The sequence below is a fragment of the Peribacillus sp. 05N428 genome (assembly GCF_056397085.1).
This window is the reverse complement of sequence record NZ_JBFTMS010000010.1, coordinates 55,597-75,891: the sequence shown is the minus strand read 5'-3', so window position 1 is coordinate 75,891 and position 20,295 is coordinate 55,597. Positions and strand designations below refer to the sequence as shown.

At 41.7% G+C, this 20,295-nt stretch carries 18 protein-coding genes; 5 read left to right on the top strand and 13 right to left on the bottom strand.

The window, feature by feature from the left end; translation table 11 throughout:
* Window positions 1–128: 128 nt before the first annotated feature.
* The 4 genes from AC1DIV_RS12025 to AC1DIV_RS12010 form a co-directional block, all read right to left on the bottom strand.
* Complete coding sequence (locus AC1DIV_RS12025; RefSeq protein WP_340874152.1) at window positions 129–806, bottom strand: ABC transporter ATP-binding protein; 678 nt, start codon at window positions 804–806, stop codon at window positions 129–131.
* The gene (locus AC1DIV_RS12020) at window positions 803–1,909 is read right to left on the bottom strand and encodes an ABC transporter permease (RefSeq protein ID WP_340874151.1); all 1,107 of its coding nucleotides are present in this window, start codon (window positions 1,907–1,909) and stop codon (window positions 803–805) included. Before AC1DIV_RS12020 ends, AC1DIV_RS12025 begins: the two co-directional genes overlap by 4 nt.
* Before the next feature lie 98 nt (window positions 1,910–2,007).
* The gene (locus AC1DIV_RS12015; protein ID WP_477576470.1) at window positions 2,008–3,387 is read right to left on the bottom strand and encodes a sensor histidine kinase; all 1,380 of its coding nucleotides are present in this window, start codon (window positions 3,385–3,387) and stop codon (window positions 2,008–2,010) included.
* Entirely contained in the window at window positions 3,384–4,061 is a 678-nt protein-coding gene (locus AC1DIV_RS12010) for a response regulator transcription factor (protein ID WP_053533625.1), read from the bottom strand. Before AC1DIV_RS12010 ends, AC1DIV_RS12015 begins: the two co-directional genes overlap by 4 nt.
* Window positions 4,062–4,381: 320 nt before the next feature.
* Between AC1DIV_RS12010 and AC1DIV_RS12005 the strand changes: the two genes are divergently transcribed.
* Together AC1DIV_RS12005 and AC1DIV_RS12000 are read left to right on the top strand one after the other, a co-directional pair.
* On the top strand, window positions 4,382–5,359 hold the full coding sequence (locus AC1DIV_RS12005) for a bile acid:sodium symporter family protein (RefSeq protein ID WP_340874149.1): 978 nt from the start codon (window positions 4,382–4,384) through the stop codon (window positions 5,357–5,359).
* An 828-nt stretch (window positions 5,360–6,187) separates the two neighbouring features.
* Window positions 6,188–7,444: a DUF445 domain-containing protein gene (locus AC1DIV_RS12000; RefSeq protein ID WP_340874148.1), complete on the top strand. Its 1,257-nt coding sequence runs from the start codon at window positions 6,188–6,190 to the stop codon at window positions 7,442–7,444.
* A 213-nt stretch (window positions 7,445–7,657) separates the two neighbouring features.
* Here AC1DIV_RS12000 and AC1DIV_RS11995 read toward each other — a convergent pair whose 3' ends face one another.
* From AC1DIV_RS11995 to AC1DIV_RS11960, 8 genes are all read right to left on the bottom strand, one after another.
* Window positions 7,658–7,849, bottom strand: a complete 192-nt coding sequence (locus tag AC1DIV_RS11995) for a hypothetical protein (RefSeq protein WP_057278530.1) — start codon at window positions 7,847–7,849, stop codon at window positions 7,658–7,660.
* A 211-nt stretch (window positions 7,850–8,060) separates the two neighbouring features.
* Window positions 8,061–8,354, bottom strand: a complete 294-nt coding sequence (locus AC1DIV_RS11990) for a hypothetical protein (RefSeq protein ID WP_400450365.1) — start codon at window positions 8,352–8,354, stop codon at window positions 8,061–8,063.
* Between the two features lie 107 nt (window positions 8,355–8,461).
* The gene (locus tag AC1DIV_RS11985; protein WP_477576468.1) at window positions 8,462–8,851 is read right to left on the bottom strand and encodes a hypothetical protein; all 390 of its coding nucleotides are present in this window, start codon (window positions 8,849–8,851) and stop codon (window positions 8,462–8,464) included.
* Between the two features lie 122 nt (window positions 8,852–8,973).
* A complete protein-coding gene (locus AC1DIV_RS11980; protein ID WP_477576466.1) occupies window positions 8,974–9,996 on the bottom strand; it encodes an ADP-ribosylglycohydrolase family protein in 1,023 nt (340 codons plus the stop codon).
* Window positions 9,997–10,005: 9 nt separating this feature from the next.
* A complete protein-coding gene (locus AC1DIV_RS11975) occupies window positions 10,006–12,159 on the bottom strand; it encodes an ADP-ribosyltransferase (RefSeq protein ID WP_477576464.1) in 2,154 nt (717 codons plus the stop codon).
* Window positions 12,156–12,443 carry a YwqI/YxiC family protein gene (locus AC1DIV_RS11970; protein ID WP_034306007.1) on the bottom strand — a complete coding sequence of 96 codons (288 nt, stop codon included), beginning with the start codon at window positions 12,441–12,443 and terminating at the stop codon, window positions 12,156–12,158. Before AC1DIV_RS11970 ends, AC1DIV_RS11975 begins: the two co-directional genes overlap by 4 nt.
* Entirely contained in the window at window positions 12,443–12,868 is a 426-nt protein-coding gene (locus AC1DIV_RS11965) for a YwqH-like family protein (RefSeq protein WP_063577498.1), read from the bottom strand. Before AC1DIV_RS11965 ends, AC1DIV_RS11970 begins: the two co-directional genes overlap by 1 nt.
* 235 nt (window positions 12,869–13,103) lie before the next feature.
* Window positions 13,104–14,507, bottom strand: coding sequence for a M28 family peptidase (locus tag AC1DIV_RS11960; RefSeq protein WP_477576463.1), 1,404 nt, complete (start codon window positions 14,505–14,507; stop codon window positions 13,104–13,106).
* 271 nt (window positions 14,508–14,778) lie between these two features.
* On the opposite strand from AC1DIV_RS11960, the gene AC1DIV_RS11955 reads away from it, so the two are divergent.
* Genes AC1DIV_RS11955 through AC1DIV_RS11945 form a run of 3 tightly spaced genes read left to right on the top strand, consistent with a single transcriptional unit; the run spans window position 14,779 to window position 18,988 of the window.
* On the top strand, window positions 14,779–15,927 hold the full coding sequence (locus tag AC1DIV_RS11955; RefSeq protein WP_251542419.1) for an iron-containing alcohol dehydrogenase: 1,149 nt from the start codon (window positions 14,779–14,781) through the stop codon (window positions 15,925–15,927).
* Between the two features lie 12 nt (window positions 15,928–15,939).
* The gene (locus tag AC1DIV_RS11950; RefSeq protein ID WP_477576461.1) at window positions 15,940–17,559 is read left to right on the top strand and encodes a sensor histidine kinase; all 1,620 of its coding nucleotides are present in this window, start codon (window positions 15,940–15,942) and stop codon (window positions 17,557–17,559) included.
* 1 nt (window position 17,560) lies between these two features.
* Window positions 17,561–18,988 carry a sigma-54-dependent transcriptional regulator gene (locus AC1DIV_RS11945; RefSeq protein WP_477576459.1) on the top strand — a complete coding sequence of 476 codons (1,428 nt, stop codon included), beginning with the start codon at window positions 17,561–17,563 and terminating at the stop codon, window positions 18,986–18,988.
* A gap of 42 nt (window positions 18,989–19,030) precedes the next feature.
* Here the strand turns inward: AC1DIV_RS11945 and adhP are convergent, their stop codons facing one another.
* Window positions 19,031–20,044, bottom strand: a complete 1,014-nt coding sequence (adhP, locus tag AC1DIV_RS11940; protein ID WP_034306567.1) for an alcohol dehydrogenase AdhP — start codon at window positions 20,042–20,044, stop codon at window positions 19,031–19,033.
* Between the last annotated feature and the right edge of the window lie 251 nt (window positions 20,045–20,295).

The following is a 20,295-nucleotide window of genomic DNA, read 5'->3' as shown; positions in this document are numbered from 1 at the left end:
AATCGTTTATATAAAGTAACGACTAGTATTCCATCCGCTTACTGTCGGTTAACCATCCCCTTCATGCAATTCAGTCCACCGCCACTCCTAATTCCTTTGGAGAGGCGGCGGACTTTTTACGTATAACTTCATCCAAATACCTTGCCATCCGTAATATTGACCACTCGATCACATAAATCCAACATTCTTTCATCGTGGGTGACCATGATGGCCGCTTTATTTCTTGATTTCACCTCATGTGCAAGCATTTCAACAACATCCCTGCCTCTTTTGGAATCAAGACTTGCGGTTGGTTCATCCGCTAAAATGATTTCTGGATCATTCATCAGCGAACGGGCGATTGCTACCCGCTGCCGCTCACCGCCCGACAGTGCTTCTGGCAGGTGACCTGCCCGATGGCCAAGTCCAAGGTGGCTAAGCAATTCGTCCGCTTTTTTCACAGTTGTTTTATCTCGCTTGCCGATCAATTCAGAAAGCAGCAGAAGCTGATCTCGTACGGAGAGATATGGCACAAGATTCGACGATTGGAATACAAACCCGATCTTTTCAAGGCGCACCCGAGTCAATTCTTTTGGGGAGAGTGTTGTTATATCCTCACCATTCAGCAGTAAGCGGCCTTTGCTCGGGGATAGTAACGCACCTGCTATTGAAAGGAAAGTACTTTTTCCTGAGCCCGAAGGACCCACAATCGCGACGAATTCCCCCGCTCTTACATTCAGGGAAATATCATCAAGGGCTATTACCTTATTATCGCCTTCCCCATAAACCTTACTGACGTTTTCAAATAATAGTTTATCCCCCATCATGATACCCTCCCTATTGCTTCGATCGCATCTATCTTCGCTACTCGGTATAGTGATAGCAGCGAACCCAATACGGATACAGCCAAAAGTAACACGGAATATTTAATGACCAAATCGGCACTCAATTCAAATGGCATTCCTTCTGGCATGATTAAAGTGACGCCGTATGTCAGGGCAACACTGATGGCTATGCATGTCACGGCAAGCAGCATTACTTGACCAACGATGCTTTTTGCCAGGTAGCCCGTATTGGCCCCGAGTGCTTTAAGGACTCCAAATTGATTCGTCTTCTGCAAGGTAATCACATAAAAGAATACGGCCAAAACGAAAGCTGCGATGACAAACAAGAAGGCAATCATCATCGTCAACGTCCCCTGTTCCTCTTTGTAGCCTGGTATACTCTGAAGTGATTCTTCTTTCGAAATGAGCGTTAATCCTTCAGGCAATGATTCACGTACATTCACTTCTGCCTTCGAATCCATTTGCACGGCTATTGTGCTGATTGAGTCTTTTCCGTGATTTCTCAATCCAGGATTAATCTCCTGCCACCCCTTAACATTCATGTAAACTGCCGGTGTATGGCTATAAGACTGCTTTTCAGTAAAACCAACAATGGTGAAAACATTACCAGATAGGTCATCTTTGAGTGAATCACCCAATTTATAACCGACTTCTTTTAAAGAACGATCTGCAACGACTTCACCTTGTTCCTTATTGTCATAGCTCGTTCCTTCTATGACCTTCGGTGCTAAAATCCCACTGGCATCGGTCGCAAAAATCGTGACATCCGTTTTCTCCGAAGAGCTGACTTTATTCAATGTGATCATCATTTGCCCAAGTCCTTCGGCTGCTTTAACATCCGATATAGCCCGGATTTCATCCAGCTTTTCCATCGATATGATCGATCGATTCAATTTATTTTTAGAGTCATGCTCCATAACGAAATAGTCAGCCTTCATGTTTTGTATGGATGAGGCATTATCTGAAGAAAGTCCATTAGCTAATCCTGAAATGATAAAGACAAGCAAAGCGACCAATATCATGATCAGTCCAATCAGCAGATAACGTAATTTGGAATGCTTTAGTTCACGTATTGCCAAAAACATCATTTCATCTCCCATTACTTTTGTTTACCGATCAAGTCCTGTTTGATCGGTATGACCCGATTGTAAACAATCAATATGAATGGAAGATGAACAACTGATTACATAAGGGGCAGCCGTATATAAAAGGTGGTCCCTTTACCAAGTTCGCTTTGAACTTCGATCGTTCCCCCATGAAGATCAACCGTCTTCTTCGTAATCGAAAGTCCTAATCCGCTTCCGGTTTCACTCCGGTTCCTCACTTGGTCGACTTTATAAAAGCGATCAAGGATATAAGGAAGGTCTTCTTCTGGAATTCCGATGCCCGTATCCGCGATCATCACTTCAACAGTACTGTCTATTCTTTTAATCCGAATATTGATTGAACTGCCGCTTTCCGAGTATTTAATGCTATTGGTTATCAAATTCGTCCAAACTTGATTTAAAAGTTTCTCATCTGCAGAAATGACGGTGGACGGCAAATCCATTTCGATCACCATATCCTTTTCCCGCCAATTCCATTCCAGCATGAACAACACCTGCCGGATTTGCTGCGCTAAATCAAACGTTGACCGCTGCAGCGGATCATCTACTTTATCCAACGAAGCAAGCATGAGCAGCTGTTTGCTTAACGACGACATGCGCCTGCTTTCTTTTTCAATGATGGATAAGTACTGATTTCTTTGTTCCTTTGTTAATTCCTCCGATTGGAGGGTTTGGGAAAAACCTTGGATGGATGCAAGCGGAGATTGAATTTCATGAGATACATTCGATACGAACTCCTGCCTCATATCATCCAACCGCTGTATGCTTTGAGTCATTTTCGAGAAATGCTGTGCCAAGTCCCCTATTTCATCGCTTCGGGAGACATTCAATTCACTACTATAATCCCCATCGGCGATTCTTTTTGTAGCCTCCGTTAATTTCGTAATCGGCTTAACGATGAAACGCGTATTAATGATCACAAATAAAAAACTGAGAAGTAGCGTCAGTACGAGCAAAACTGCAAGGAAAAAGCGAAATTCGCCAAACTGCAGCTCTATATTGGGCCTTACAAACAATGCATACTTTTCGCCATTCACGGTCATCGGGACCCCAATGCTATTAATTAATACATCTTCAAAAAACCCCGTAATAAATAACCCATTATTATAATTGGCGATCCCTTGATAGATATTCCCATTCAAGACTCCGGAAATCGTGTCACGGTCCAAATTCGTTTCCCGAAACGGCTCACCATATAAAGTTCCTTCACCCTGCTCATTAAATAGATACATTTGATAGTGCAATCCTGCAATATGATTTAAATACGCATCAATATCCTGATCAGGATTCTCCTCATATAAAGAGACGATCTCATTTGCGACTTTGCTTATCTTCTCACCATTGTTGGGTTTTTGAACCTTATGATAATAGACATTGGAAATTAAAAAAGCGATGACACTGGCAAGCACCATGATCAAAATGGTTTGAATAACTATCCTGAAATAAAGTGTTTTCACTTCTTGTTGACCTCCAGTTTATAACCTAAGCCACGGACAGTCGTTATGACAAAGTCATCTGTCCGGCCGGCAAAACGTTCCCTCAACCGTTTAATATGGACATCAACCGTTCGATCGTCCCCTGCAAAATCAGCACCCCAAACCAGTTCAATAAGCTGCTCACGCGTAAAGACCTGATCAGGAAAACTCCCCAGCTGGGCCAGCAGCTCAAATTCCTTAAGGGGCAGGAGCAGCGTATTCCCCTTTATTCGCACTTCGTAACTTTTACGGTCAATCACCGTTTGATTCAATGAGATGGATTCAGAATTCACCATACGGTATCTTCGCAATAGCGCTTTTATCCGAAATAGAAGCTCCCTTGGCTCAAACGGCTTCACGAGGTAATCATCCGTACCCGCAAAGTACCCCTTTTCCTTATCGATAAGTTGATCTTTAGCTGTCAATAAAATGACGGGCAGATCATATTGATCCCGGATTTCCTTACAAAGATCCAGTCCGTTTTTATACGGCATCATTATATCGACAACAGCCAGATGGATCCGTTCCTTCTCCAGTAACAAGGAAGCTTCATTACCGTCCTTCGCTTCCGATACCATGTACCCTTCCTTTTCCAAGTGAAATTTAAGCAACTCCCGAATATGCCGATCATCATCCGCAATTAATATATGTATCAAAGAAACCACATCTCCACTTCTTTTATAGCCCTGGCTAAACATACAATAGCAATAATTAAACCTGTAAAACAACAAATACTAATTCAATTTCCGGTTCCTTATAAACTAGTTTGCCACTAATATACAGCACCCTCTTATTTTTTTAAAAAAATAAAGTCAAAAGCGGACAGAATCTAAAAACCCTGTCCGCTTTTTTCCTATAGTGAATCGTCATATTTACACTAGTTCAGCTCTATTGATATTTTTATTGCTTAAAAGGGTTTTAAATATTCTGAATATAAATTATAATTGTTTTATTTTAAAACATCTAGGAGGTCACTATGGGAGTAGTAGAGAAAATCAGCGGATTTGCTGGTAAAACGTTTACCTTATGGGTCATTTTATTTGCAGTTATTGCGTATATCTTACCTAATCAGTTTATATGGATTGGAGACTATATTGTTCCATTACTAGGAATTGTCATGTTTGGCATGGGACTTACATTATCAGCAGCGGATTTTAAAGAAGTATTCCGACGGCCAAAAGAGGTCGCACTAGGGGTAGCAGGTCATTTTATCATTATGCCCTTATTGGCATTCGGATTAGCAATAGGGTTCGATTTGCCCAAAGAAGTCGCTGTTGGTGTTATTTTGGTAGGATGTTGCCCTAGTGGAACGGCTTCAAATGTCATGGTGTTTCTTGCGAGAGGAAATGTTGCGCTTGCAGTTGCCATTGCTTCTGTTTCCACTATTCTAGCGCCTATCGTAACGCCCCTGCTTATTCTGCTCTTGGCAAGTAAATGGGTCAACATCAGTATTGGGTCATTATTCTTTTCGATCATTCAAGTGGTGATTATCCCACTGATACTAGGATTTCTTGTTAAAAAGTTTTTCGGCAAACAGGCAGAGGCCGGTGCAAAGGCTTTACCTCTAGTATCTGTCATTTCCATCGTTCTGATCGTATCTGCCGTAGTAGCTGGCAGCCAAGATCAGCTGGCTAAAACAGGTTTGCTGATTTTTGCAGTAGTCGTTCTTCATAATGTTCTTGGTTTTTTACTCGGCTTCTTCTTTGCTCGTTTATGCGGGATGGATTTAGCTAAACAGAAAGCTGTTGCAATGGAGGTCGGTATGCAGAACTCTGGTTTAGGTGTAGCCATAGCAACAGCCCACTTCTCGCCTTTGGCCGCTGTTCCAAGTGCCATTTTCAGTGTTTGGCATAACATATCAGGTTCCGTTCTGGCCTATATCTTCAGTCTCATGAAAGATAAAAAAAATTTAGGCACCGATAAAAATAATTCGATAAAAACAGACGCATCATAATATGTTGGAGATGAACAAAAAAATGCTTTTCAGTAAATGAATAAAAAAAGCCGATTGAGTGAATCGGCTCAGACTGTAGACAAACTCGATGAAAATCGAGTTTGTCTATTTTTATGGCTTGTACAATTTGGACGTTGATTGGAACGTAGGGCACTCGCTTTCCGCTGGCGGTCGGGAGCCTCCTCGGCTTTCGCCTGCGGGGTCTCCCCTAGACGCGCTTTTCCCGCAGGAGTCTCGTACCTTCCGTTCCAATCAACTTTGTCTTACCTTTTAGATAGAACACTTTTGCCTGGAGTCATTTTTGTTTTAAAGTAGAAGTATTAAAACTTGAGGTGATGAGGAGGCTTTCTAAACATGATTCTATTCAGCGAGATCAACTTGAAATAATTACTTTAGATCAACTGGTGCCACCGAACCATTTGGTTCGTAAAATGGAGGCTGCCATTAATTTAAAGAAGATGGTCAATTGGGCATGGCGAGGTCCAAAAATGGCCTAACATGTGGGCTCGTAGAGCCGCAATCTCTTAACCTTAGGAGAAAATTCAAAGGGAATTTCAAAAGGGGTTCAGAATTTTTTAATTCCGAACCCCTTTTGTCTACAAACTGAGCCGATTGAGTGAATCGGCTTTTTTTGTGCATTTATCATCAGAATATTGAACATTAAAGGGAAAATGACAATATTCAATGCCCAAAAATAATGAACTTACTGCCTTGTTGTGGTTATTTTTTTGTACTACCTGCTATACTACTAGATGAAAGTAAGTTATAAAATTTGCTAATGATTCGGTTTATAGTAATTGACTATCATTTTAAGGATGAGGGAATATAATGTCACCAAAAATAAAATCTTCAAGAAAAATAGCTAGATATTCACTAATTATCATGGGGGCGGGTTATATTGCAACCACTCCATTTCAAGGTACATTGCCTTTAGATTTATTACATGGAGGGTTTGAGGCTGGTTTAGTCGGCGGATTGGCAGATTGGTTTGCAGTCACTGCATTATTCCGCCATCCGCTTGGATTACCAATCCCCCATACAGCGCTTTTGCCCAACAATCGTAAAAGAATGACAAATGCACTTGTTTCGATGCTAAAAAACGACTGGCTTTCTAAGGAAAGCATTCAGGACAAAGTAAAACATATTCCTTTTACTGAAAAATTGATCCCTATTTTAGGAAAAGAGATTCAAAGTGATACTTTTAGAAAAGTCCTGATTAAACTGATCAAGCAAATGATTGGTTATATAGATATAGAAAAGATTACGCCTTTCGTTGCAAAAAAAATTAAAGCATCACTTTCTGGCATAGACATGAGCAAGATTCTACATTTAGTAAGTTCAGAGTTACTTAACGAAGAGTTTGATAAGAAGGCTTTGGATCATGTTTTGAAAAAAGCTGAAGATTGGTTAGGAAAAAAAGAAACCAGTCACCGACTTGGCACTGTTTCCATGGATGTACTCAGCAAGATTGAACTGGAAGGTATGCTTCAGTTCGCCGTTAAGTCCATTCAAAGTCTACTTAACGAAGAGAAACTTGGGAATATCATCCAAAACCTGCTATTAAGTGTCGTAAATAATTTACAAAACGAGAAAGAACCAAATAGAGAGGCTTTAATCTTATATATCAGGAAAGAGATACAAGGCATTAACCATAACCGGGAACTGTTAGAAGGAGTTGAAAAATGGAAAAAACAACTTCTGACAAAATGGGAGCCTGAGGCGACAATAGAGGGAAGCCTAAAACAAATTAAACAAGAAGCATTGGTTTTCGTCGAAGAAGAACACTTCATGGATACTTACCTGACTCCAATGATTCATCATATACTGGACAATATTAAGGAAAATAGCACCCGCATCGATCAATGGATACAGAAACAAATTACTGTTCTCATTGAAAAAAATCATACGCAAATCGGCAATCTTGTACAAGAAAACTTAGATAAGCTAGACAACGAAACGCTGATTGATATGATGGAAAACGGTGTTGGAAAAGACTTGCAATGGATTCGGGTGAACGGGGCGGTCTGTGGTTTTATCATAGGGCTTATCCTAACAGGTGCACAGGCTTTGCTTAAGCTATTATAATCCAGGCATAACAGCAGAATAGTGTCGCTACCAAATCAACTGGGACTGATTCGTTTTTCTGAAAATGAAGAGATAAATAAAAAGCCAGCCAAGGTTTTCATGAAACACCTCGGCTAGCTTTTCCTTTTTCATATTAACATGTTTGCATCAATAGACTTAGATTACAGGTACACATATAAATCAAAGCTCCACTTACAGCAGGGCTTCAATTAACTAAGGGTTGGATTGCTGATCACTAAGCCAGCCATCAATATGATCCAAATTAAAAATCAGCAAATTATCGATGGGTCTGAGATGGGGGATCTTTTTATTCAATATTAGATCATTGATTTCCTCTTCGGTAATTGGATAATTTACCGACTCAAGGTAAATCATCAAACTTTTTATACCATAGGCTTTCCTCATTTAATCACCTCCCACCAAATTCTCCTTATTCAACATAAAGAAAACTTAGTGCTAGATATTAAATGGAAGACCGCTTAATACTATATACCCACTTTTTTAAGAAATAACCGCTTTTACTTTATGTAGGCACTTTAAATTAGGAAATTAATCTAATGTATAGGGTTTTCTCTCCTCGATTATTTTCACTTCTTCTGCCTGCTATTCCTTACACTTACTTTTTGTTTAAGTCTAATACAAGATGCAATTCTTTATGTAAGTTTTCAGCTTTATGTAATTCTCCTAATAACGGATTTTGATAGTCATTATAACTATCCATATAAGCCCTTACGCCGCCAATAATATTTAATTCCCTTATATCTTCATTACACTCCATTACATCCAATGCATTCTTATATCTAATATATATAAGTTGAAAAACGCCGCTAGTAATTTCATTACTATAATCTTTTTCAAGATTATTTATCACAACTTTTAATTGATCGATTAACTGCTTTTTCTTATCCATTTCATCTTCCTATCTACTCGCCTATAAAGGAGACCCTTAACAAAACAGTTCCAAAGCTCATTAGAGGGGATAGTACAATAAATATAATCGCGTTTGAAATGAAGAAATTAATCTAATGAATAAGGTTTCCTATCCTCGATTATTTTCACTTCATCCCATTCCACAGATTTGGAGTACATATATTTATCTGTCCGTTCAAACCCCATCCTTTTAGCAAGTTCAGTGTTTGTTGTAGCCAACAATACATTTCCGGTTTTTCTTTCTTGTGATGCTGGAAACACCTCTTCCTTATATATAGCATAGGGATTAATAGAATATAATTCTTTAACTTCATCTAAACCTACTATTTTCGTGTAAATATTATTTTTGTAATAAGTAAAGCCATTGTCCATTTCATTTTTATCATTGCTAATTAATTCAACAGCTTCTACTGTATCAGATTCTATGAATCTATACTCTTTCCCATTATAGATAGTATACTCACCTTTTCTTAGCATTTTCCCACTCCATTATTTAATTTTCCATCACCGTTTAACATAGCATAAACTGAACTTTGGACATAAAAAAAACCCTATAAAGGGATTTTATAGGAGTTTTTTGTTTATATTGGGGATTTACATCAAGCCCCATACTTTTCTTTAATGGCTTTATCTGCACAAAAACTATGGAATTGGTTGATTAATTCATCAATATCTTCTTTTCTTGTGATTTTCTCAAGCCATTCTTTAGGAATTTCGTCCATTTTATAGTACATACCTGCCATTGTCCCTGTAATGGCACCTACTGTATCCGTATCATCCCCTAGATTCACTGCTGTTAAAACGGCATCGCTAAACGAATTTGAATTTCCTAAACACCAAATGGCTGCTTCCAACGTATGAACGACATAACCATCTGACTGAATTTCTTCTTGTGGTAATGAAAAGAAATCTTCCTCAAAAATCCTTGAATAGGATTGCAGCTCTTTTTGGTATATATGACCTTTATCAAAATTCTCATCAAAAAGTTTTTTTGTTTGTCTTATTGCATCTTCAGGAGAATTATTATAATAAAGTCTAAGTAAAAACTCGACATAAATAATGGAACCTACCACAGAACGCGGATGTGCATGTGTTACTTCCGTATACTTTTTAATGGTTTGGATTTTTTCAATGAAATTAAAGTTATTAATAAGGATAAATGCTACTGGAGCGACCCTCATCAACGCCCCATTTCCATTATCAAACATGGCATTTCCGCCACATTCTGGCGCTGGGGCTCCATTTTTAAACTTAATTATGGCTTCACTGGTCGTTCTGCCAATATCGAACATTTCATGATGTGGTGTCCAATAGCCAGATTCCATATACTGAACGAATTTTTGCATGAGCTCCGCTGAATCGCCTTTTTCAATTAAGTTTTCAATTAAACATAAAGTTAACGAAGTATCATCCGACCAGGTGCCTGGCGGCTGATTATAGGTTCCATATCCCGATATATCATTAATAGTGAAAGACCCTCTTTTTTTAAATTCAACAGGAACACCCAGCATGTCTCCGATAATACTGCCATACATACTCGGTAATAATCTTTTCTTAATGGCTAAACTCATAAAAATCTTGTTATCGTCTTCCCATCTGTCTACCATTCTTCTGCCTGTCATTCTTTACACCTACTTTTTATTTAAGTCTAATACAAGATGCAGCTTACCATACGCATCCTCATTGGCTTCTTTGATAAGTAATTCTTGACCAGCATTTAAAAGTAACTCGGCCTCATCAGGAAATTCACTAATTTTCCCAACATAAGCAGCGTTCGCTCCTTTTGGAACATTTATAGTCCAAGAAACCTGTTTATAATCAAATGATGACTCTTTTACAATCGCAGTACTCACAAATGCTTCATCCTTAAAAGTCTTTCCTATTAATGAACCCAAATCTATATTACCATGGTCGTCTATTTTTAAAATACTTTCTAATGGCGTGAGGTCAGTTCCTCTAAAGACCTGCATATCATGTGGAACTGCTGCTTTATTCAGGCCACTTTTAATATCATCAATAACCTGCTTATCTATTCCATATAAAGAATTATCAATTCCTCTCAAATATTTATTAATATATTGGTAATCATTTCCTGTGTATTGTTTAATAGCTGCCTTTTCTCTTTCGGTCAAGGAATCTAACCACTTAGAGTAGTACGCTTCTCCCCATTCATGAGCTTCGGGTATATTACTAAATGTAGGGGGTGCTTCACTGGCCCCACCTCTAACACTAAATTTCTGCACGAGCTCCTTCACTTTTACTGAATCGGTTTCAAGTCCAACCATATTATGCCCAGCAGGTTGAAGGGATTGTCTGAGAACAGGCATTTTGATTTCACCAATAGCCCGGCCAGCCGCTTTCCCATGAGATACCGCAATTTCCTTAAAGTTTTTTGTTTCATTGGCAATGAAGCGGCCGGTTGTTTTAGCAACCTGCCCGGTGGCTTTGCCCACCTTTATCACATTTTCATATGTGGCTTTGCCCATACCGCTGATGATGGCTTGAACCTTCTGAACCTGCTTTTGCGCAAATTCCTTGCTGTAAGGGACGAACTTTGTACCACTCGCTACTTTATCTGCGACTTTAGCCGCACCAGCCACACCGCCGATTCCAAGTGCCATTAACAGCCCGTTCTGGCGCTGTTCCTCGGTTAGCTGGTTGCCGAACATGTCTTTGCCTGTGGCTGCTTCACCGAGGCCGTTGGCTGCGAGGAGCCCGTATATCCCGTATTCGGTTTTCTGGAGGAGGCTAAAGCCTTTTGTCGTTTTATAGGCATCGAGCGCGTGGTCTGCTGCGTTGAGCCCTTTCGCCGTTTTGTATATGGCGCTGCCGCCTTTGATGGCCCGGCCGGCCCAGCCGACGACGGGGATGAATCCAGCGGCTGCCATGGCGCCGGCGGCGATTCGTTCGGCATCGGACAGCTTGCGGCCCGTTACTGGATCGACTCCGGTCGAGGCCCTGATTGAATCATAATATCCCGTGAATTCCCCTGTAAAGGTTTTTGTCGTATCCCAGGCTTTTTCGTACCATGGACGATTTTCGAATTCTTCCATTTCCTGTTCGATTTTCCGGGCTTCTGCTTGTTCCTTTTTGAAGGTTTGATAGTCTTTCATCTGACCGGCGACTTCATCCTTCACTTGATAAACATCACTGCTCTTGAATGCCGATTGGTTGAATGTCATCGGCGAAATGTTGCCGTCCTGCTTGGTGGCATCAAGCAAAGCACGGAAGAGACCAACGGCCACGTTTTCCTGCCCGATGGACACATCATATTCCTCGACCAATTGCCGGTCGACATTCTCGACCTTTGTCACGGTGTCATCCAGCCTGTGCCCGGCCAGCGTGATTTTTTCATTAAAGTCCTTTTGGTCGAACATATCAAGAGGCAGGATATCTTCAATGCTGTTCAGGATCCTTTGAAGATCGTTCGCTTGTTGATCGACCAGCGACTTCGCTTGGTTGATGCCGTTTGAGACTTCGCCATCTAAAAAGGGGACCTCGACCACCGTATTTCCGGAGAGGTCCGCTTCTTCCAGACTGGCCGGTATGCCTTCCAAAAAACTGATCTGGGTCGTGAATAGTTCCATCCAGGCGTCCGCCACCTCGATTTGTGCTTCATAGAAGCTTTTGATGGCGGTAGCACCGGCTCCCTGGAACTCGTCATCCAGGCCGACGATGCCCTGAAATTCCTTTTTCAGGGCTGTGACTTCCTTCTTTAGTTCTTCATATTGCTTGGCGCGCGACTTGGTTGCGGCCGTCAATGTCTCGGCTTCATATATCTTCATCGCTGATACCCATGTGAAGACGTATGGGCGATGGCTTCATCCTGTTCTTTTAATAAGTCAATGTTGGCACGGGTATCTTCCACATTTTTCTGGACGATTTTGATATATTGCTCAAAGACCTTCTCCAGGTTCGTTTCCCGATCGATCCATTTCGAGGTGAATTCCAATTTATTGTTGCCAAGCTCGCCTGCCGGCAAATTTCCAAGCGTGACTGTACCAAGTGCCGTCTTCACTTGATCGACTTGCTTCGTTACGGCAGGATGATTCAGTTTGATTGTCGTCATTAAAACAACCATCCTTTTAAATATGATATTTTGCTTTCCAATTGATCTATGACGGCTTCTCCTTTGCCTAAAAGAACATCCGCTTCATGTGCTATCGTACCTGCTGCACTCAGAGCCTTTTTCTCTATATTAAGCATCATGATTTTACCGTCGATTTTCTCTTGATAGTCATCATAATCATCATGAATGATTGTTGACATTGCCTTGTATGCATCACTGCGGGCATCTTGAAAGTCTTCTGCACGGTTTCCCGTCCAGCTTTTTGCCAAGTCCGGATTTTTAATTTTAGCTATTTCCCCAAGACAAGCATTCTGTTCTTCTTTGATTTGTCTTTTTGCCTGCTCCAAACGATTGATTTTTTCATTCACATCGGAAGTTTTACTAGAGAGGGCAGAGTGAATTTCACTCAATGAATTTGCATACACCTAAAAAATCACCTCAAACATACTATTCTCATTATGTAGACTGTCATATTTTTCATAATTTTTATTATAAGGATTATAGTCTTAGAGTTAAATAGGGATAAATAAGCTATTTATGCTACGGAATTAGGAAATTCAGCCCGCACGCTCCAATTCCCGATTAGACTTTTTACCCCTGTATTTCCATTTTTAAACACAAAGAAAGGGTGCAGGCTGCACCCTCTGAATATTTACTGCATTATTTGAATTCCTTTTCGCCAAATAAATGCGGAACTTTCACCTTTTTCCCTTTTTTATGATTGAAATCAGGTTTTTTAGCTTCGATTTTTGCTTGGTCATAGACAGCTGTGCCGACAATTTCAGCAACATCTTGAAGCTTTTCTTTTGAGATTTTATCAATGGTATCATCAGGAGTATGATACCAAGGTTCTGATGGACTGTGGATGAATAAAGCAGCGGGTATTCCAGCCTCAGCAAATGACACATGGTCACTTCTCCCGCCTTGTCCATATGGAGTCGGCTCACCATTCAGTCTTGTACTTGATGCCTGGGCCAGCTCGGTTACAAGGTTCATTTCTCCATCATTAGTCAAAATGACCAAATCTCCGGCATCCCTGCTTCCTACCATATCCAGATTGAAATTGGCAATGGTCCGCTTGATATCATCATCAGGAAGATTGTCCACATAATGCTGCGAACCCAGCAATCCATTTTCCTCTGCCCCAAAGGTGACGAAGCGAATTTCCGTATCTGTAGGAAGATTCTTCAGAACACGGGCAAGTTCAAGGGTGACGGATGTTCCAGATGCATCATCATTCGCTCCGGGTGCCCCCGCGACGGAATCATGATGTCCGGTAATATAAATGATATCGCTCTTTTTTGCTTTATTGTTCTTTGTTGCTTTTTTCGTTGCCACTACATTATAAGAGGTTTTTTCTCCGGAATGGGCACCTTCTATTTTTAATGAGGCTGTCAATTTGACTCCATCATTCAATTTTTCCAAAAGGGCTTCTCCATCCTTTTTGGTGATCGTGACGGATGGAATATACCTGGCATTATCCTCTCCGAGTGTCCCGTTTAATTCCCCTTCTGCATTATTGAATAGGATGACTCCCGCTGCCCCTTTTTCCGCTGCATTCAATACTTTCTCTGCAAAAGTGAGGTTCCCTCTTTGTATAAGGGCAATCTTCCCTGCTACATCGGTTTGCTCAAGCTCTTCTTTTGTTCCTAAACCGGCATATACAACGTCACCGGATAGGTTCCCATTAACTGAATAGGTTAAATGGTTTGCCTGGATTTCCCCATCAAATCCGGCAACGGATAGCTCGACCAGATTTGGGTCTGTATAAGATAAAAAATTGAACTCTTCGATATCGGCTTTATAGCCATAAGATTGGAATTGCTTTTTGATGAATTGGACGGCTTTATACTCAGAATCAGTACCAGCCACCCGAGGTGTTTGTGAGAGGTATTCAATATTCTTGTAGATTTTATCGGCATCGATTCTTTTAATGACTTGCTTGTCCGTGGATGGCTCAGATATCACCGGCGATGAATGCGGCGCTGCTAAAGCGGTGGTTGTCCCCGCTGTCCCGAGTGTCAATGCTGTAATTAATGTTAACGACAGAAATTGTTTTTTCATAGATTGCCTCCCAGTTTAATAGTTTCTACCATGATTTTACAATATATAGAAAATACTAACTAGGTAGGTTTATCCCTATTCATACATGTCTAAAGTACCGATTTTTCAAATACAAGAAATTATCAGGTGATTTGACCTGTATCAAAAGTCCTTCTCTATTCGATATTTTGTCATATTATATAAAAATACCTGTAATCCAAACAGGATTTTCGCACTTTTTCGGGAAAATTATACAGAAGATATTGAATTTTTACAGGGAGAAGGCGCAAAGATGTCGATAACTAAATTCGTGATGCCGGAAGTGATTTTCGGTAAAGGTTCGATTGAACAAGCTGGCGAGGCCTGCTTGCGGCTGGGTGCCAAAAAGGCGCTGATCGTAAGCGACTCCGGGGTGGCCAATGCTGGCTGGTTGGATAAAGTCATTGAATCCTGCCAAGATGCAGGCCTTGCTTTTGCTACCTTCATTGAAATGACGACCAATCCGAAGGACAGGGAGATCGAAGCCGGCTGTTTTGCATTTAAAGAACAAGAATGTGATGCCATCATCGGTTTGGGCGGAGGCAGTGCTTTGGATGTTGCCAAAGGGGTAGCCCTTTTAGTAACGAATGGCGGCATCATCAGTGATTATGAAGGTGTTGATAAAGTCCACTCTCCCCTCCCTCCCATGGTGATGATCATGACCACTGCAGGATCAGGTTCGGAAGTATCCCAGTTTTCGGTGATCGTCGATTCATTCCGCGAGAAAAAAATGACGATCATTTCAAAATCACTCGTCCCCGATATTGCAATAGTTGATCCTGCCACCTTAACCACCTTGGGACCGGATTTGACCGCAGCTACCGGAATGGATGTGTTAACCCACGCCATTGAATCCTATGTTTCAATCGCTGCGACACCTTTGACCGATGTACAAGCTAAAAACGCGCTTTCCATCGTTTCCCGCCACTTACGCCCCTCTGTTGCATCCAGGCATAATGAGGAAGCAAAAAAGGCGATGGCGATGGCCAGCCTGCAGGCTGGACTGGCTTTTTCCAATGCCATTTTGGGAGCTGCCCATGCCATTTCACATGCCATAGGCGGCAAGTACCTCCTTCCGCATGGTGAAATCAATGCGATACTCCTTCCCCATGTCATGGATTTCAATCGAATTGCCTCACCAAGGCGATTCAGCGAGATTGCAGACATCATGGGCATCGATACACGGGCATTGACGGAGCAGCAAGCAGGAATGGCTGCCATTCATTTCGTAAGGGAATTATCACAGGATATAGGGGCTCCCAAGAGTTTAAGTGATGTCGGCATTACGAAAGAAATGATAGATCCCATAGGGATGACCGCTCTTGAGGATGCCTGCATGATCACAAACCCCCGTGATATGTCCTTAGAACAGATAAATCAGCTGCTTCTTACAGCCCTATAAGAGGTGAAAAGCATGAACAAACATGAATTGATAGATTTAATGACAGGCGTTAAATCTTCAAAGAAAACGTATTACACGGAACTTAAGAAAACCGTGGATCAGCTGAAGAAGAAGAATATGCAACTTGAAATCATGAATGACATTACAAAAAATATGAATATGGAAATCGACATCCAAGAGATTCTCCGAAATGTTATTGAAAAACTTAAGCAGCTCATTACCTTCGATGACAGTCATTTTGTCATATTGTATGAGGAAGAACCTGCCCTGCTTCACATCTGCCCTAATGGTCACTGCGATCTTGAAATGGATCCCAAAAACCTGTTACACCCTTTTCAGGAATTCTCATCGGCCTTGAAAGAAAAGCAGCCGATTCAGGTGGAAGTTAACCAGTTACCGGACTTCCCAGAAAAAGAGCGTCTATTATCCCTTGAGATCGAATCACTTCTATTAGTTCCTTTATACGGAAAAAGTAAAAAAATCGGAATTTGGACTTTCGGCAGGAAGAAAAAGAAAACATGGCATGAAGCTGAACTCGAATTTCTTGAGCAACTATCCAATCAGCTTGCGTTAACTTTGGAGAATGCCCAGCTTTATAAGGAAGTTCTTCATTCCAAACAGGAGTGGGAGGATACATTCAAGGCAGTTGAAGATATGATCATCGTCTTCGATCACAAAGGAACCGTCTATCAATCCAATGATTCAGCCAGGGTCTTTTCCAACTTGGTTCCTTTAATTGAAAAATCGCAAAATCTGATTCAGGATACCTTTTCATTTAATAAGCCAGGGTTTCAGGAAATACTCCTTCAGCATGATACCATCTTGGAAATGCATGCTTACCCGATTCAGAATAAGGAGCATCAAGTATATGGGGTCATTGCTTATTATAAAAATGTCACCGAAAGAAGACAGATGGAAGTCCAGCTATTACATGCCGGTAAACTTGGGGCGATTGGTGAAATGGCAGCTGGGATTGCCCATGAGTTGAACAGCCCATTAACGGCCATTCTTGGTAACTCACAACTTTTATTACGGAAAACCCCACAGGACAATCCGGATTATATGCTATTGGACGACATTAAGATTTGCGGGGACCGATGCAGGCAAATCGTGAAAAGCCTGCTTACCTTTTCTAGGCAGGATGAGTATAGGTTCCACTATTACTCTATTAACGAGGCCATTCACCAGGTTCTGAACCTATTGAAGTTCCAACTTGGGAAGAAACAAATCTCCCTCCATCTTAGCCTTCAGGAAGACCTTCCTTTCATAAAGGGCAGCCAGCCGCAGATCGAACAGATCATCATCAACTTGCTATTGAATGCCAAGGACGCATTGGATGAGTCCGCGCAAACGGAAAAATCGATTTCGATCACTACCTATTCAGAAAACAAGTTCATGGTGGTTCAGGTGACTGATAACGGAACGGGGATTGAAAAAGAACGCCTGCCCTTCATATTCCATCCCTTTCATACGACTAAAGACCGTGAAAAAGGTACAGGTTTGGGGCTGTCTGTAAGCCTTGGCATCGCCAAGGACCATGGCGGAAAGATCGACGTTTTGAGCACACCAGGACATGGAAGCACTTTTTTCCTGAGGCTTCCCTTACTAACAGAGGAAGAAAGGGGATGTTAAGGTGGTTTATTTACTTGTGGTAGACGATGAGAAAGAGGTTGGGACTTTTCTATCCCGCCTTTTTACGATGAAAGGTTACCTCGTACAAGTTGTGAATAGCGGGAAGGAGTTTCATGAAATCGACTGGAATCAGCAGCGTTTTGATGTCGCAATGATAGATTTGAAGCTTCCGGATTGCGATGGACTTTCCCTCCTGCAGCATCTAAAACAACTGCAGCCGCGTTGCAAGGTACTGATCATGACCGGATACAGCACCGTCAAGACCGCTGTTGATGCCATGAAACTCGGCGCGAGTGATTACATGGAAAAACCCTTCGTGGATATTGAAGTACTGGAAAGGCAGATTGACAACCTATTGAATGAAAATGAAGCATTGAACCAGCATTTCATCCATAAGCTTGCCGAGGATTCAGGACTCATTGTCGGTGAAAGTCCTTTAATGAAGAATTTGATTGAAACGGCCTTCAAGGTTGCCCAAAAATCCGTCAATGTATTAATCGAAGGAGAAACCGGAAGCGGGAAAGAAGTGCTTTCACGCTTCATCCACATAGCCAGCCCCCGAAACCATGAACCTTTTATCGGCATCAATTGCGGAGCGATCTCTGAATCCCTGCTTGAAAGCGAATTATTCGGTCATGAAAAGGGCGCTTTCACCGGAGCGACCCAGCTGCGAAAGGGTTTTTTCGAAATTGCTGGGAACGGGACGCTTTTCCTTGATGAAATTGCGGATGCAAGTCCGTCCATTCAAGTCAAATTGCTTCGGGTTTTGGAAACGCGGGAATTCATGCGGGTTGGCAGCAGCGTGACATTACGGACGAACGCCCGGTTAGTGGCGGCCTCCAATGAAAACCTGCAGCAGGCAGTGGACAAGAATAAATTTCGGGAAGACCTATTTTACCGACTGAACGTCGTGACTCTCGATATCCCGCCATTAAGGAGCCGAAAAGAGGATATTCCGTTGCTTGTCCGTCACTTGGTTGAGAGAAATGGTCATGGAGATATCTCATTTTCCAATGAAGCCATTGAAAAATTACAGCAATACAACTGGCCAGGCAACATACGCGAACTATCTAATGTGGTCATGCGCACGCTAACACTTGCAGACAATAAGTCAGTAATAACCGCCAATGATATCTCACTATCCAACAGCCAGATCACACCTGACAAAAATGTGTTACCAGAGATACAGTCAACAGAAAACCTTCTTGAAGAGTGGCGAAAAAGGCTGGTGGCTGATTTTAATGAGAAAGATGAACTGATGCTTGAAGAAATCCTTACGGAAATCAAACAGCTTCAATCAACAATTGGAAAGGAACTCGTCATGCAGGCACTGCAAAAAACCTACGGCAACCGGAATGAAGCTGCCAAACGCTTGCAAATATCCATAAGGAAATTGCGTTATATATTAAATGAAAAGAGCCAGACATAATAAAAAGGAGGATGCCCCGTTCCAGGGCTTCCTCCTCTGTTCCTATTCTAGCGTCAATACGATGCGGCCGTTGATTTCTCCGTTTTCCATCATTGAAAACACGTCATTGATTTCATCAAGCTTTCTTGTTTCAATATTCGTTCTGACTTTACCCTCAGCCGCAAATTGAACAGCTTCCTGTAAATCTTTTCTCGTCCCGACGATGGACCCTTTTACAGTCACCCCATTTAACACTGTATCAAAAATCGGGATTGGAAGTTCATCATTCGGCAATCCGACTACAACAAGTGTGCCGCCCCTCTTGACTGAACTGTAAGCCTGTTCGAATGCTTTTTTCGTAACCGCCACAGAAATGGATGCCTGCACGCCGCCAACCTTATCCTTAATGGCCTGTACAGGATCGGTTTTAAGCCCATTAACCGTGTAATCCGCCCCCAGTTCCGTTGCCAGATCAAGCTTATCATCTTGAATATCGACAGCAATGACATTAAAGCCCATCGCTTTTGCGTATTGCAGGGCAACATGTCCCAATCCGCCAATTCCATAAATCGCTACCCAATCGCCAGGTTTTGCTTCTGATACCTTAAGCGCCTTATAAGTCGTTACACCTGCACAGAAAATCGGTGATACCTCCGCAAAGTCAAGCCCTTCAGGAACCTTCACCACATATTTGGCTGGTGCTTTACAATATTCCGCATACCCGCCGTCCACGGAATATCCTGCATTCAATTGATCCAAGCAAAGCGTTTCCCTGCCGGTCAGACAATATTCACAATCGCCGCAGGCCGAATAAAGCCAAGGGATCCCAACACGGTCACCCACTTTCAAGGAAGTTACGCCTTCCGCCACCTTTTCTATAATGCCCACACCCTCATGTCCCGGGATAAGCGGAAGCTTGGGTTTTACCGGCCAATCACCATGTGCAGCATGTAAATCGGTATGACACACGCCACAGGCTTTAATTTTCACTAATATCTCACCATATTCCAATTCCGGGATCGGTACTTCCTTTATCTCAAGTTTTTGGTTAAATTCATTGACGACCGCCGCTTTCATTGTCTTGATCTGTTGTTTTGCATTTACAGTGCTTGCCCCTTGTTTTACATTCATGATTACTATTCCTCCCTTAATCTAGTGGATATTATTTCTTGCTACTGCTTACACCTACTACTTAAACTTGCACTACTGCACTACTTAAAATAGTTGCAAGTGCCATGCCAATGCAAAAAGGCCAAGACGACAGCATTCAAAAAAAAAAAGTGCCGAAAGATCGGCCCATTTGGACGAATTAACGGCCCAAGTTGGAC

Coding starts and splice junctions, on each gene's coding strand:
- AC1DIV_RS11950 (WP_477576461.1), top strand. CDS start 15,940: ATGAACAAACATGAATTGATAGATTTAATGACAGGCGTTAAATCTTCA.
- adhP (WP_034306567.1), bottom strand. CDS start 20,044: ATGAAAGCGGCGGTCGTCAATGAATTTAACCAAAAACTTGAGATAAAG.
- AC1DIV_RS11955 (WP_251542419.1), top strand. CDS start 14,779: ATGTCGATAACTAAATTCGTGATGCCGGAAGTGATTTTCGGTAAAGGT.
- AC1DIV_RS11980 (WP_477576466.1), bottom strand. CDS start 9,996: ATGACAGGCAGAAGAATGGTAGACAGATGGGAAGACGATAACAAGATT.
- AC1DIV_RS12025 (WP_340874152.1), bottom strand. CDS start 806: ATGATGGGGGATAAACTATTATTTGAAAACGTCAGTAAGGTTTATGGG.
- AC1DIV_RS12005 (WP_340874149.1), top strand. CDS start 4,382: ATGGGAGTAGTAGAGAAAATCAGCGGATTTGCTGGTAAAACGTTTACC.
- AC1DIV_RS11995 (WP_057278530.1), bottom strand. CDS start 7,849: ATGAGGAAAGCCTATGGTATAAAAAGTTTGATGATTTACCTTGAGTCG.
- AC1DIV_RS11985 (WP_477576468.1), bottom strand. CDS start 8,851: ATGCTAAGAAAAGGTGAGTATACTATCTATAATGGGAAAGAGTATAGA.
- AC1DIV_RS12000 (WP_340874148.1), top strand. CDS start 6,188: ATGTCACCAAAAATAAAATCTTCAAGAAAAATAGCTAGATATTCACTA.
- AC1DIV_RS11990 (WP_400450365.1), bottom strand. CDS start 8,354: ATGGATAAGAAAAAGCAGTTAATCGATCAATTAAAAGTTGTGATAAAT.
- AC1DIV_RS11960 (WP_477576463.1), bottom strand. CDS start 14,507: ATGAAAAAACAATTTCTGTCGTTAACATTAATTACAGCATTGACACTC.
- AC1DIV_RS11975 (WP_477576464.1), bottom strand. CDS start 12,159: ATGAAGATATATGAAGCCGAGACATTGACGGCCGCAACCAAGTCGCGC.
- AC1DIV_RS12020 (WP_340874151.1), bottom strand. CDS start 1,909: ATGTTTTTGGCAATACGTGAACTAAAGCATTCCAAATTACGTTATCTG.
- AC1DIV_RS11970 (WP_034306007.1), bottom strand. CDS start 12,443: ATGACGACAATCAAACTGAATCATCCTGCCGTAACGAAGCAAGTCGAT.